Here is a 13,083-nt window from a genome sequence, read left to right on the forward strand (position 1 = left end):
CTAGCGGGGACGGGAGCGGGCGACCAGGTGCAGGCGGTCGCCGGAGAGGGCGCGGGACAGGGTGGCGTCGGCCGTCCACGGCGGGTCGGTGCGCGGGCCTGGCTCGTCGAACAGGGCGAGCACCTCGAACCCGGCGGACTCCAGGTGCGCGCGCAGCTCCAGCGGGAACAGCAGCCGCCATGCGGTTTCCTCCACCAGCGGGTCGACCTCGCCGGTCCATGTCCACTCGCGACACCGGCGCAGCAGCTGGTTGGCGTGATCGATCCATAACCGGGTGCGGGCGGTGTAGGCGACGCCGTCCCAGCAGACGGTGCGGGTGGTGACCTCGTTGAGCAGTTCGGTGTTGCCGAGGAAGAAGGCGCCGTTGCGCATCTCGGCGATCAGCAGGCCACCGGGTTCGAGGTGCGCTCGGCAGCCGTCGAGGAAGGCCCGCAGGTCGGTGTTGGTGTGGCAGTAGAGCAGCGCGCTGTCCAAACAGGTCACCACGTCCACGGTGGTGTCGAGGTCCATCGCGCGCATGTCGGCGTGCCGGAAGTCCACGCCGGGGTGGCGGGCGGCGGCGAACTCCAGCATCGCCGGCGACAGGTCCACGCCGGTGACCTTGTACCCGAGCCCGGCGAGGTACCCGGCGTCGCGACCGGTGCCGCAGCCCACGTCCAGCACCCGGGTCCCGCCGCCGAAGCGGGTGACGAGGTCGTGCGCGAAGCGGGCGGCGAGGTGCTCCGGGTCGGGGAAGCGCCGCTCGTAGAGCTCGGGGTTGTCGGTCAGGAAGTTGCCCATGTCGCCGTCCTCTCCGGAATCCGCGTGGTCGCCGCGCAGAGCACACCGACGGCGGCACACACCAGGCACGCCCACCAGCCGCCCGCGTCGCTCACCCACCCCACCAGCACCGTCGTCACCGCGGCGACAGCGCCGGAGACGAGGTAGAAGACCCCGAAGTACGTGCCGGTGACCCGTTCCCCGCCGAACGCGGGCACCAGCTCGTAGACGAACGGCTGCGCGATCATCGTGCCGATCGCCAGCCCCAGCACCGCGATGACGACCCCGGGGACCGCCAGCACGGGCCACAGGTAGGACAGGGCGGGCGCGAGGAACCCGAGACCCATCACCAGCAGCCCGCAAGCGATCGCGCGCTGCCGGGAGGCGTTGGCCAACCGCCGCGTGATCCGCACCTGGCCGACCAGGGTGACCACAGTGGACAGCACGAACACACCCGCGACGCTGCCCGCCCAGCCGGTCGCCCGGCTCGCCTCGAACGGCAGCACCAGGTAGAGCTGGTTCTGCGACGAGAAGATGCCCGCGGCGGCGAGGGTGAACACCATGAACGGTCGATTCGCCAAGCACGCCTTGACATCGGCGAACACCGAGTTCGGCGCGGGCGGTACGGCGCGCGCGGGCAGCACCAGCGCCTGGATGACGGTCAGCAGGGCGAAGATGCCCGCCGCCACCGCGGCCGAGAGCCGGAAGTCGACCAGCAGCAGGACACTGCCCAGCACCGGACCGAGCAGCGCGCCCGCTTGGGCGTAGACGGAGAACAGCGCAAACGCTTCCGCGCGCCGTTCCGGTGGTGCCTCCACGGCGATGTAGGCGCGGACGGCCGGGTTGAACAGCGCACCCGCCACCCCGCTGAGAACCGCTGCGGCGATCAGGACCGCGGGCGAGTCCCCGACCGCGAAGAGTCCGAACCCGACAGTGCGGACACCGCAGCCCGCGATGATGACCCCGCGCACGCCGAGCCGGTCGGCCGCGGTTCCGCCGAGCAGGAACAGGCCCTGCTGGCTGAGGTTGCGCACGCCGAGCACCACGCCGACCAGGGCGGCGGACAGGCCCAGGTCCTCGGTCATGTGCATCGCCAGGTACGGGATGAGCAGGTAGAAGCCGGTGTTGACGCCGAACTGGTTGACCAACAGCACGCGCACCGGCAGGGGGAAGGACCTCACCGGCGCGCCACTCCCCAGCCGGGGCCGCCGCGCAACCGCAGCACACCGTCGTCACCGCCGAGGCCGGTCCACGGGTCCTCGGCCAGCAGCAGGTGACCGTCGAGGTCCAGCCACCGCGCGTGCCCGCTCAGGTGCACGGCGGGGGCCAGCCCCAGCGAACTGGACACCAGGCAGCCGAGCAGCACGTCCAACCCGGCGGCCTTGGCCGCTTCGATCGCGGCGAGCGCCTGCGTTGGCCCGCCGAACTTGGCGAGCTTGATGTTGACCCCGTCGACGACACCCGCCAGGTCGGTGACGTCCTCGACGGTCGTCACGTCCTCGTCGGCGACCACCGGGATCGGCGACCGGGCGGTGACCCAGGCCAACTGGTCGCGTTGTCCCGGCGCGATCGGCTGCTCGACGAGCTCCACCCGCGACGGCGCGACCGCGTCGAGCAGCCGGACCGCTTCGTCGGCCGTCCAGCCGCCGTTGGGGTCGAGCAGGATCTGGGCTTCGGGCACGGCAGCGCGCACCTCGGCGACCCTGGCCACGTCGTCCGGCGCCCCCGCCTTGACCTTGATGACCCGGAAACCCTTGGCAGCCAACGCCGCGGCGGCCTCACCAGCCGGGACACCGAGTCCGACCGTGCGCGCGGTGGGCTTGTCCACCCACCGGGGAAGGCCGAACAGCTCGTGCGCCGGGACCCCGGTGCGCACAGCCGCGAGTTCCCACAGGGCGGCGTCCACCCCGGCCCGCACACCCGGGTGCAGCGTGTTCCACAGCCGCTCGTCCGGCGTCCAGTGCTCGTCGGTGAGCGTGGCGGCGACCGAGGCCAGCTGGCTGGTGATCGCCGCCTTGTCGAGTCCGTAGTAGACACTGGTGATGATCTCGCCGCGGCCCACGGCGCCGTCGTGCGACAGGCTGACCTCGATCGCGTCCCGCTCGGTCATCACCGACCGGGAGATGCGCAGCGGTTCGGCCAGCCGCAACGTCGTGCGGGCCCAGTCCAGCCTCATGCCGGGACCCCGAGCGGATCGGCCACGACCGCGCACCGCGACCACCGGCTCAGCGGCGCCGCGGCCGGGTCGGCGACCTCGACCGGGTGCCCGCACGGGCGGCCCAGCAGCCCCCGCGCCCGGCAGAACTGGTCGTCGAAGATCGAGTCCAGGTATCGGTGCACCCCGTCGGGGAACACGGTCACCACGACCGCCGCCGGGTCGACCCTGGCCACCCACGCGGCGACCAGCGCCACCGCGCCGGTGCTCCAGCCACCGCTGACGAACCCGTCGCGGGCCAGTCTGCGGCAGGCGTCGACGACCTCGACCGGACCGAGCCAGTGCACCTCGTCGAACTCGCGGTAGGCGACGTTGCGCGGGTGGATGCTGCTGCCCAGCCCGCGCATCACCCTGGGCAGCGCGGGCTGCCCGAAGATCGTCGAGCCCACCGCGTCGACCCCGATCAGCCGCACGCCGGGCCGGTGCCTGCGCAGCTCGGCGGCGATGCCCGCGCTGTGCCCGCCGGTGCCGACGCTGCACACCAGGACGTCGATGCGGTCGAGGTCGTCGATGAGCTCGCGGGCGAGGGCCGCGTACCCCGCCGGGTTGGCCGGGTTGTTGTACTGGTCGGGCCAGTAGGCGCGGGGGACCTCGGCCAGCACCGCGTGCAGCCGGTCGAGCCGGGCGCGCTGCCAACCACCGCTGGGGTGCGGGTGGGCGACCACCTCCAGGCGGGCGCCGTGCGCGGTGAGCAGCGCCCGCATGCCGGGCTCCAACTCGTCGTCGACGACCAGGATCACCGGGTGGCCCAACGCCTGCCCGGCGAACGCCAGCCCGAGACCGAGGGTGCCGCTGGTGGACTCGACGACCGGCGCGCCGGGCGCGAGCCTGCCGTCCGACTTGGCCGCGAGCAGCATCGACGTCGCCGCACGGGCCTTCATCCCGCCGGCGCCCAGGCTCTCCAGCTTCGCCCAGAACCCGCCGTGCGGGTGCGGCAACGGCGTGGTGACTCGGGCCAACGGGGTGCCGCCGACGAGGTCGAGCAGTTCCGGCCTCACCGCGGCACCCGGTACCGGTGCAGCACGGTCGGACCGCCGTCGAGCCAGAAGAACGGGTACGGCTCGGCGCAGATCGCCGCGATGCCGTCGAGCCGGGGCAGCACCGCGCTCGCCGTCTGCGCGAACATCACCAGCGGCACACCGCGCGCGGCGGCCTTGTCCCGCAACGCCTCGAAGGTCCCGTTCCCCACCGTCATCCCGGTCGCGAGCACGGCGTCGCACCCGTCGAGGTCGGCGTCGTCGGTGATCGGCTCGCCCCACTCGGTGGTGCCGCCGCGCAGGTCGCACGGCCGGTACCGCACGCCGCGCTCGCGCAGGTGGTGCAGCAACGAGTTCACCACGCCGACCACGAGCACCCGCTGCCCGCGCTGGGCACCGAGCAGGTCGACCACGAAACCGGCCCTGGTCAACGACTTCTCCAGCGACGTCCCCGCCGGGACCCGCACGCTGTCGGTGGCGTGCTCCTCGTGCGGCCGCGCCGCCATGAGGTACGCGTCCAGCGCGGCCACCCGCACCGCGAGGTCCGGGTGGTCGAACAGGGCGTCCACTGTGGATCCGACGCAGTCCTGCACCAGGTCGTCGTCCACCGCGCCCGGTTCCACCGCGCACGACCCGACCGCCTTGCCGACGCGCAGGCTCAGCACGTGGTTGCGGTACCCGGTCCCCCGCGTGCTGTGCCGAACACCTTGGCGCGTCACGAATCCGACGCTGACCTCGGCGTCGAGCGCCCCGAACCGACCGAGGCGCGCCTGGTCGATGAGCTCGTCGACGACGCTCATCCCGCGTACCGGACCTTGAGCCCGGCCACCAACTCCTCGACCCGCGCCCTGGCCCCGAGCCCGAACCGGTCCACCACCATGGCGTGCCCGAGGTAGGTGTTGTTGCTGGTCGGCTCCCCCGCCGCGTGACCGGCGGGTTTCACCGCCCACTCCACGACATCCGGTGCCGCGAGCGCGTCGACGCCGTCGATCTCAGCCACCACTCCCCGGTGCGGCGGCAGCAGGAACGCCACCGCGGCACTGCGCGCCCCGGTCGTGGCCGCCACCACCTCCGGCGTTTCCCCGAGCGCCAGGCGGGCGTGCAGCATCGGCAGGTCGACACCTGTGGTGCGCCGGACGAGTTCGGTGATCCGGTTGCCCGCCGGGCGCGGGTTGACCTCGACGACCTTGGGGCCGCGCGAGGTCAGCTTGATCTCGGTGTGCCCCACGACGCGGTCCAACCCCAGCGCCTCGATCGCCGCGACCGCGGTTTCGGTCACCAGCGCCGTTTCCGCCGCCGTGAGGTCGGCCGGGAACATGTGTCCACTTTCGACGAACCAGGGCGCGCCGACGATCGACTTGTCCGTCACGCCGACCACCGTCGTCTCGCCGTTGGCCGTGACCGTCTCGACGCTGACTTCCGGTCCGTCGAGCAGTTCTTCCACCAGGACAGCGGAACTGCGCACCTGTTGCCGCGCGTTGACCGGGAACCCCTGCAGCGCGCGGACCGCCTCGCCCAACTCGGTCTCGTTGGTGACCACCCGCACGAACATCCCCGCGCACAGGTCGACCGGCTTCACCACCACGGGGAACCCGATCCGCCGGGCCGCGAGCACGACCTCGTCCCACCCGCCGGTCACGGCGAACTCCGGACCCGGAACCCCCGCCCGGCCGAGGACCTCCCTCGTGAGGTCCTTGCGGCAGGCCCGTTCCACGGCTTCCGGTGCCGCGCCGGGCAACCCCAGCCGCTGCGCGATCCTGGCCACGGTCGGCAGGTAGTAGTCGCAGGAGCTGAACACGCCGTCGAACTCCAGGGCGCGGTGCAGGGCGGCGACGTGCTCGAGGAGGGGTTCGACGTCGTTGGTCTCGGCGGTGAGCACGTTGTCCGCGGCGAGCAGGGGGTGCGGGCCGGGGCCGGAGCGCAGGTAGTGCTGCAGGTCCCTGGTCAAGAAGCTGAACCGGTGACCGGCCTCGCGCACCGCCCTGGGCAGCAGGGTGCTCATCGCCCCGACCCAGCTCTCCACCATCAACAGGTGCCCCACGACGCTCCTCAGCTACCGACCCGACATCGGCCGCCAACGATAACCATTGTCGACAACCGCGTATAGATCAGAACTGTGCATATGTCGCGTGAGGACACCGCGCCCTAGCGCGGCGAGAAGAGGGTCGAACGAGGACTACGCGCGCCGCTGGTCCCGGGCGCTCGCGTACAGGCAGACCGCCGCGGCGGTGGCCAGGTTGAGGCTTTCCGCTCGGCCGTACAGCGGCACCTTCACCGCTTCGTCCACAAGCGACAACACCTCGTCGTCCAAACCGTGCGCCTCGCTGCCGAAGACCCAGGCGGTCGGCGCGGTCAGCTCCACGGTGTCGAGGTCCACCGAGGCGTGCCCGTCGGCGGCGACCAAGCGCAGACCCGCGGCCCGGCAGGCCGCCAACACGGCGGCCACGTCCCGGGACCGGGCCACCGGCAGGTGGAAAACACTGCCGGTGGACGCCCGAACGCACTTGCCGTTGTGCGGGTCCACGGTGTCCCCCGCGAACAGCACGGCCCCGGCACCTGCGGCGTCCGCCACCCTCGTCACGGTCCCGGCGTTGCCCGGGTCGGACACGCCCACCAGCACCGCCACCAGCGACGGTCCCCCGGACAACGCGGACGCGACGCTCTGGTCCAGCAGCGAGCACACCGCCACCAAACCCTGTGGCGACACCGTCTCCGACAGGCCATCGGCGGCCTTGTCCGTGACCTCGGAGACGGGGATCCCGAGCTCAGCGGCCCGGTCGAGCAGATCGGCGTTGCGCGCCGCGGCGGCCGCGGTCGCGAACAGCTCGTGGACCTCACCGAAGGCCAGCGCCTCGCGGACGGCCTGGCTGCCCTCGGCGAGGAAGCGGCCCGCCTTGTCGCGGCCCTGGCGTCGGGTGAGGGCCCGAGCGGCAGCGACCCGGGGCGTGCGTTCGGTGAACGGCACTGCCCCGGGTCGCTGGACGCGCGTGCTCAGGAAGCGGCCTTGCCCTGGGTACCCGCGTTCGCGCGGGCGATCTCCACCAGGGCGGTGAAGGCGGTGGGGTCGCTGACCGCGAGCTCGGCGAGGATCTTGCGGTCCACGTCGACACCGGCCACGCGCAGGCCCTCGATGAAGCGGTTGTAGCTCATGTTGTTCTGGCGGGCCGCGGCGTTGATCCGCTGGATCCACAGCTTGCGGAAGTCGCCCTTGCGGGCACGGCGGTCCCGGTAGGCGTAGTTGAGCGAGTGGAGCACCTGCTCCTTGGCCTTGCGGTACAACCGCGAGCGCTGGCCGCGGTAGCCGCTGGCGAGCTCGAGGGTCGTGCGGCGCTTCTTTTGGGCGTTGACCGCCCGCTTGACGCGTGCCACGGGGTCCGTCCTGTCGATCTAGTGGGCGCGCGGGCGCCCGGTGGTCAAGGGTGGGGTGGCCTCTAGCGGCCGAGCAGGCGGTTGAGCCGGGGGGCGTCGACCTTGGCGACCTCTTCGGTGCCCGAGAGCCTGCGGGTGACCACGCTGGACTTCTTCTCCAGCTTGTGGCGCAGACCGGCCTGCTGGCGGCGAAGCTTGCCCTTGCCGGTGATCCGCACGCGCTTGGCGGTCCCGGAGTGGGTCTTCATCTTCGGCATGTTCGATCCTCGTCGTCGTGCCGCCCGCGGGCGCGTGGGCACGCGGGCGGCATTCGGGGGGTTGAGCGCTGACCGGGGCGTCCCGGTCCGGTCACTCCTCGGCGCTGACCTCGGTGGTGGTCACCTCGGCGGTGCTCACCTCGGTCGGTTCCTCGGAGCCTGCTTCTTCGGAGTTCGCCGAGGTCGACTTCGGCTTCGGCTTGATGTTCTTGTGCGGCGCCAGGACCATGATCATGTTGCGGCCGTCCTGCTTGGCGGACGACTCGACGAAGCCCAGCTCCTGCACGTCCTCGGCGAGCCGCTTGAGCAGGCGGAAGCCCAGCTCGGGGCGGGACTGCTCGCGGCCGCGGAACATGATGGTGACCTTGACCTTGTTCCCGTGCTCGAGGAAGCGCACGACATTGCGCTTCTTGGTCTCGTAGTCGTGGGAGTCGATCTTCGGCCGGAGCTTCTGCTCCTTGATGACGGTGAGCACCTGGTTGCGCCGGGACTCGCGGGCCTTCTGCGCGCTCTCGTACTTGAACTTCCCGAAGTCCATGAGCTTGCACACCGGCGGGCGGGCCTGGGGAGCGACCTCGACGAGATCAAGATCCGCTTCCTGCGCCAGGCGGAGGGCGTCCTCGATCCGGACGATCCCGACCTGTTCGCCGTTGGGCCCGACGAGTCGGACCTCCGGCACGCGGATGCGGTCGTTGATGCGTGTCTCCGTGCTGATGGGGCCTCCTTGGTCCGATTGCTGCGTTCCGCCGTCCACCCCAGGGTGGGCGGGCGACGGCACACGTCCGTCTTCGCGACGTGCTCGGCACGTGAGGTCCCCAAAAACAGCTCGAGCCCCACTGCCAGGTGGCAGACGGGGCCCGCTTCCAACCGATTCGCCCGACGCACGCGTCGGGACACACCACAAAAACCACCAGGTCAGACCCGGTGGATCGCGGCAACCGGACCCGGCCGCCGTGAGGTGGCGCGGGTGGGAGCGGGGGCTCCACTTTGCCGCCCCCGAGCTAACGGGGGCTGGTCGCACGTGCAAGGGTAGCAGACCGTGAACGACGCTTCCGCCGCACCCGACCCGGCCACCTCGGACGACACCGACGACAACCTCCGCGAACTGGGCGACATTCCCAGCGTCGAGGTGATCAGCCGAGCCGCGGTCATGCTGATGTCGGCCGCCGCCGAGCGCCTCGGCCTGGCCGACCCCGACCCGCACACCAGCCCCCGCCGCGACCTCGACGAGGCGCGCAGGCTGATCACCGCGCTCGCGGGCCTGGTGACCGCCTCGGTCGAGTACCTCGGCCCGCACGCCGCCCCGATCCGCGACGGGCTGCAGTCGCTGCAGAAGGCGTTCCGCGAGTACTCCGCTTTCCCGGACGAGCCGGGCCAGGGCCCCGGCGAGAAGTTCACCGGACCGGTCCACTGATCGCGAACTCTATGACCACAAGGGTGACCGCGGGCACACCCGGGAGGAGGGTGGAACGACCGGATCCCCAGGGAGGCACCCGTGTCGGACGCCCGCTCACCCGCTGCCCAGCCACCTGATCCCCCCGACCGCACAGCACCGCGGCGCGACCGCACGCACCTGCTCTACGTGGCGGTGATCGCCGCCGTCGTGCTGGGGGTGGTGGTGGGGTTGGTGTTCCCGGCGGCGGCGAAGTCGTTGGCGCCGTTGGGGAGCGGGTTCGTGGCGCTGGTGAAGATGATGATCAGTCCGGTCATCTTCTGCACCATCGTGCTCGGGGTGGGCTCGGTCGCGAAGGCGAGCAAGGTCGGCCGGGTCGGCGGGCTGGCGCTGGGTTACTTCCTGGTGATGTCAACGGTCGCGCTGGCGGTAGGACTACTGGTGGGGAACCTGCTGCACCCCGGCGACGGGCTCCAGTTGACCGACGCGGTGCGCGGTAGCGGGGAGGCCCAGGTCAAGGGCGGCGAGTCGACGACCGGGTTCTTGTTGGGGTTGATCCCGACCACGCTGGTGTCGGCGCTGACCGGGGGCGAGGTGCTGCAGACGCTGCTGGTCGCGTTGCTGGTCGGGTTCGCGCTGCTGCTGATGGGGCGGTCCGGCGAGCCGGTCCTGCGCGGGGTCGGGCACCTGCAGCGGTTGGTGTTCCGGGTGCTCGCCATGATCATGTGGGCCGCGCCGGTCGGCGCGTTCGGGGCGATCGCGGCGGTGGTGGGGGCGACCGGGCTCGCGGCGCTCAAGAGCCTGGCCGTGATCATGCTGGGGTTCTACGCGACGTGCGTGCTGTTCGTCGTTCTTGTGCTGGGACCGCTGTTGTGGGCCGTGGCGCGGCTGAACCTGTTCTCCCTCTTGCGCTACCTGGGCCGCGAGTTCCTCTTGATCCTGTCGACGTCGTCGTCGGAGGTGGCGCTGCCTCGGCTGATCGCCAAGATGGAGCACCTGGGTGTCAGCAAGCCCGTCGTCGGCATCGCGGTGCCGACCGGGTACTCGTTCAACCTCGACGGCACAGCGATCTACCTGACGATGGCGACGCTGTTCGTGGCCAACGCGACCGGGGCGCCGCTGTCGGTCGGCGAGCAGTTCGCCCTGCTGGCGTTCATGGTCATCGCGGCCAAGGGCGCGGCGGGGGTCACCGGGGCCGGGCTGGCGACGCTGGCGGGCGGGCTGCAGTCGCACCGACCGGACCTCGTCGACGGCGTCGGGCTGATCGTCGGGATCGACCGGTTCATGTCCGAGGCGCGGGCTTTGACCAACTTCGCGGGCAACGCGGTGGCGACGGTGCTCATCGGGGCGTGGACCCGGGAGTGGGACCGCGACCGCGCCGTCGCGGTGCTCGCGGGCCGCCAACCGTTTGACGAGGCGACCCACTTGGACGCCGCGGCCGATCACGCTACGCGGGAGTCACCGCCACCGGGCGGCGCGGACTCGTCCGCACGGGCGAACGCACGGGAAGATGACCGTGAGGCGTAGCCTGGCCGCGCTGTCGTTCGTTGTACCGCGTGAGCCGCCCGCGACCGATGCCCCCGGTGCGGGCGGTTCGGCGTAGCGGGGCCCGATCCACTCCGTGCGTTGTACGGTTCTGATCATGACCTCTCGGTGGACCTTCGTCGCCGCCCTCGCCACCACCGGCGCCTTGCTGCTGCGGCACCCCGCGCCGCCGTCGCGGCTGTCGGGCTGGCTGGGGCCGGTGGGCGGGTGGGGCTGGCTGGTCCTGGGTGTCGCGGTGGTCGCTCTGGTGGCGCTGTGGCGGTTCCCCGGGCGCGCGTGGCCGTGGGTGCTGGTCGTCGGTGGCGCACTGAGCATGGCCGACGCGGTGCTGTGGGTGGACAACTGGCCGCTGCCACCGGAGGTCAGCGCCGCGACCCGGCTGCTCGTGGTGTCGGTGGTGACCTCCTCGGCCGCGGTCTTGTTGCTGCTCGGCGCGTTGGGCGGGGCCGCCCGGCTGCTGTCGGTGGGGCACCGGGCGCACGGCGCGGCGCTCGCGGGGACCGCGGTGGGGGCGTTCGCCGTGGGTGGACCGCTGGCGACATCGCGGTTCGAGCCGTCGATCTGGGACTTGGTGCCGTTCGTGGCCGCCGGGGTCGCGATTGCGGGCGCGGCGGGAGCAGTGCTGGTCAGCAGGCGGGACAACCGGGCCGCTGCGGGTCCGCCGTGGCTTCTTGTCGCCGGACTCCTCGCGGTGGCGTTAGGCGCGCTGCCCGAGCTTGATAGGCGTCTGACACTGGTGTCGCTGATCGCGTTGCTTGGCCTAGCAGCGCTCACCACCCTAAGAGCCACACTCGAAACCACTGCGCTCGTAGTGGTCGCCGTAGTAGGGATCGCGCTAGTGCGAGCCGGAGTGCAGCTCGACGGGCACCCTGTCGGCGCGCGACCTGCTTTCCTGGCGTGGGTCGCATTGGTTGGTGGCGTGTTGGTGTTCGCCGCGCTCGGGCTGAGTTCGGCGCGCGCGGTGGTGTTCGCGGCTGTGGCCGCAACGGCGGGGCTGACCCTGCCGGTGTTCGTCGACGACGGCGCCGGGTACGCGGTGGCGTTGCTCGCGGTGGGCGCGGGGCTGATCGTCCTGGTCGGCGCGGTCGTGGCCGATCGCTGCGAGGCGTCGGTGGCGCTGGTGGTGATGCTGGGGGTGATCGCGGCGCCCGCCGGACCGGCGGTGGACCTCTGGCTCGACGGCACTGTGCTGCTGGACAACAACCACCCGACCTGGTGGGTGACCCTGGCGTTGGTCGGCGCCGCGGCTCTGGTCGCCATCGGCGCTGTCGCGGACAAGTACACGACAGCGCCAACAGCCACCGGCTAGCGGAGAACGCCCGCGACCTTCTCCCACCGGACGAACTTGAAGTTCGTGCTCTCCCGGTCGTCGTTGGGCGTGTTCTCGCCGTCGTGCAGGACGAGCAGCCCGTGCGGGTAGTCCCGGCCGAGCGGGGTCGTGACAACGGCCGCGCCGTCGCTGTGCTGGACACCGTCCACAGTGGAGCCATCGGACACGGCGAACCCGCCGGTGCGGCGCGGGTACCCGTGGCTGATGTCGTAGGCGACGAACGTGCTGTCACCCTGGCTCGACGCCAGCAGCTGCTTGGCGCCGTTCTTGCCGTAGGCGATGGTCAGCCCCTCCGCGTCGGCGGTGAGGTAGCGACCGGCGGCAGACGACGGCGGCCCGGTGAAGGCGCACTCCTCGGTGGCCTCGTCATACACGGCGGGCCTGCCGAACTCGCGGACCTTGTCGACCAGGGTCGCCGAACCGAAGTGCCCGTTGCGCACCGGCACCCGCCACACACCGACGTCCTCCTGGGCGGCGTAGAGCACGCCGTCGGTCGGGTCGAAGACCATGCCCTCCACCTGCGGCCCCTCCCCCGGCTCGGCGCACGGCGTCCACGTGCCACCCGGGACCGCGAAGGTGGCCGGCAAATCCAGGGTGTCGACTCGGCGGTAGGTGATCCGACCGGCGCCGTCGTCGGCCAAGCGGAACACGCCGAGGCGCGTGTCGTGCCGCCTGCTGACGATCACCCACGGCGCACCGCCCTCGGGATCGGGCGCGACGGTCAAGCCGTAGGCGGTGCGCTGCTCGTCGACCTCGGCCTCGGTGGCGCTGAACGCGCGCGGCGGGGCGGCGGTGGTGACGTCGGCGAGCGCGCCGTCGCGGATCGCGTAGACCCGGATCCGGTCGCGGCCGCGGTCGGAGACCACGGCGAGGTCGAGGGTGCGGCGGCCGATCCGGGCACCTTGGACGACGTCGACGTTGTTGAAGCGGCCCGCCTCGGCGTCCGGGGTCGGCGCCTGCGGGGTCGCGATGTGCTGGACCTGCTTGCCGTGCAGGTCGAACACCGCCAGGCCGCCGTTCTTCAGCGTGCCGACGACGCGGCTGCGCTCCGGCCGCGCCCGGTCGACCCAGATGGCGGGGTCGTCGGCGTCGGCGTTGCCGCCTTCGTCGTCGTCGAAGTTGGGCGGCGTCTCCGCGCTGGCCCTGACCGTCGGGAGGTCAGCGGCGGCGGCGGGCAGCGCCAGCAGTGGGAGCAGGACCAGGGAGCCGAGGACGGCGGCGGTGCGCATGGGCGGTCA

Annotated in this window: 14 protein-coding genes; 3 read left to right on the plus strand and 11 right to left on the minus strand. The window is 72.0% G+C overall.

Features of this window, described 5'->3' with window-relative positions; genetic code table 11:
• The 10 genes from JOD54_RS27570 to infC form a co-directional block, all read right to left on the minus strand.
• Entirely contained in the window at window positions 1-780 is a 780-nt protein-coding gene (locus JOD54_RS27570; RefSeq protein WP_204454728.1) for a class I SAM-dependent methyltransferase, read from the minus strand.
• A complete protein-coding gene (locus tag JOD54_RS27575; protein ID WP_307860337.1) occupies window positions 765-1,940 on the minus strand; it encodes an MFS transporter in 1,176 nt (391 codons plus the stop codon). The genes JOD54_RS27570 and JOD54_RS27575 overlap by 16 nt, the downstream gene beginning before the upstream one ends.
• Entirely contained in the window at window positions 1,937-2,935 is a 999-nt protein-coding gene (locus JOD54_RS27580; RefSeq protein ID WP_239573526.1) for an enolase C-terminal domain-like protein, read from the minus strand. Before JOD54_RS27580 ends, JOD54_RS27575 begins: the two co-directional genes overlap by 4 nt.
• A complete protein-coding gene (locus JOD54_RS27585; RefSeq protein ID WP_307860339.1) occupies window positions 2,932-3,972 on the minus strand; it encodes a PLP-dependent cysteine synthase family protein in 1,041 nt (346 codons plus the stop codon). Before JOD54_RS27585 ends, JOD54_RS27580 begins: the two co-directional genes overlap by 4 nt.
• Window positions 3,969-4,751 carry a Rossmann-like domain-containing protein gene (locus tag JOD54_RS27590; RefSeq protein ID WP_204454730.1) on the minus strand — a complete coding sequence of 261 codons (783 nt, stop codon included), beginning with the start codon at window positions 4,749-4,751 and terminating at the stop codon, window positions 3,969-3,971. The genes JOD54_RS27585 and JOD54_RS27590 overlap by 4 nt, the downstream gene beginning before the upstream one ends.
• The gene (locus JOD54_RS27595; protein WP_204454732.1) at window positions 4,748-5,992 is read right to left on the minus strand and encodes an ATP-grasp domain-containing protein; all 1,245 of its coding nucleotides are present in this window, start codon (window positions 5,990-5,992) and stop codon (window positions 4,748-4,750) included. The genes JOD54_RS27590 and JOD54_RS27595 overlap by 4 nt, the downstream gene beginning before the upstream one ends.
• Window positions 5,993-6,127: 135 nt before the next feature.
• Window positions 6,128-6,916: a TrmH family RNA methyltransferase gene (locus JOD54_RS27600; RefSeq protein WP_307860340.1), complete on the minus strand. Its 789-nt coding sequence runs from the start codon at window positions 6,914-6,916 to the stop codon at window positions 6,128-6,130.
• Window positions 6,917-6,942: 26 nt separating this feature from the next.
• Window positions 6,943-7,320 (minus strand): 50S ribosomal protein L20, encoded by a 378-nt coding sequence (gene rplT, locus JOD54_RS27605; protein ID WP_204454734.1) that lies wholly within the window; start codon window positions 7,318-7,320, stop codon window positions 6,943-6,945.
• Between the two features lie 62 nt (window positions 7,321-7,382).
• Window positions 7,383-7,577 (minus strand): 50S ribosomal protein L35, encoded by a 195-nt coding sequence (rpmI, locus tag JOD54_RS27610; RefSeq protein ID WP_204454736.1) that lies wholly within the window; start codon window positions 7,575-7,577, stop codon window positions 7,383-7,385.
• A gap of 91 nt (window positions 7,578-7,668) precedes the next feature.
• Window positions 7,669-8,331 (minus strand): translation initiation factor IF-3, encoded by a 663-nt coding sequence (gene infC, locus JOD54_RS27615; RefSeq protein WP_204454738.1) that lies wholly within the window; start codon window positions 8,329-8,331, stop codon window positions 7,669-7,671.
• 285 nt (window positions 8,332-8,616) lie between these two features.
• On the opposite strand from infC, the gene JOD54_RS27620 reads away from it, so the two are divergent.
• The 3 genes from JOD54_RS27620 to JOD54_RS27630 all read left to right on the plus strand — a co-directional run bounded on the left by JOD54_RS27620 (window position 8,617) and on the right by JOD54_RS27630 (window position 11,824).
• Window positions 8,617-8,991, plus strand: coding sequence for a DUF1844 domain-containing protein (locus JOD54_RS27620; RefSeq protein ID WP_204454740.1), 375 nt, complete (start codon window positions 8,617-8,619; stop codon window positions 8,989-8,991).
• 81 nt (window positions 8,992-9,072) lie between these two features.
• On the plus strand, window positions 9,073-10,497 hold the full coding sequence (locus JOD54_RS27625; protein ID WP_204454742.1) for a cation:dicarboxylate symporter family transporter: 1,425 nt from the start codon (window positions 9,073-9,075) through the stop codon (window positions 10,495-10,497).
• A gap of 115 nt (window positions 10,498-10,612) precedes the next feature.
• Window positions 10,613-11,824, plus strand: coding sequence for a hypothetical protein (locus JOD54_RS27630; RefSeq protein ID WP_204454744.1), 1,212 nt, complete (start codon window positions 10,613-10,615; stop codon window positions 11,822-11,824).
• Here JOD54_RS27630 and JOD54_RS27635 read toward each other — a convergent pair.
• A complete protein-coding gene (locus JOD54_RS27635) occupies window positions 11,821-13,074 on the minus strand; it encodes a phytase (RefSeq protein WP_204454746.1) in 1,254 nt (417 codons plus the stop codon). The genes JOD54_RS27630 and JOD54_RS27635 overlap by 4 nt on opposite strands.
• Window positions 13,075-13,083 lie beyond the last annotated feature (9 nt).

The organism is Actinokineospora baliensis (assembly GCF_016907695.1).
Taxonomy (GTDB): Bacteria; Actinomycetota; Actinomycetes; order Mycobacteriales; family Pseudonocardiaceae; genus Actinokineospora; species Actinokineospora baliensis.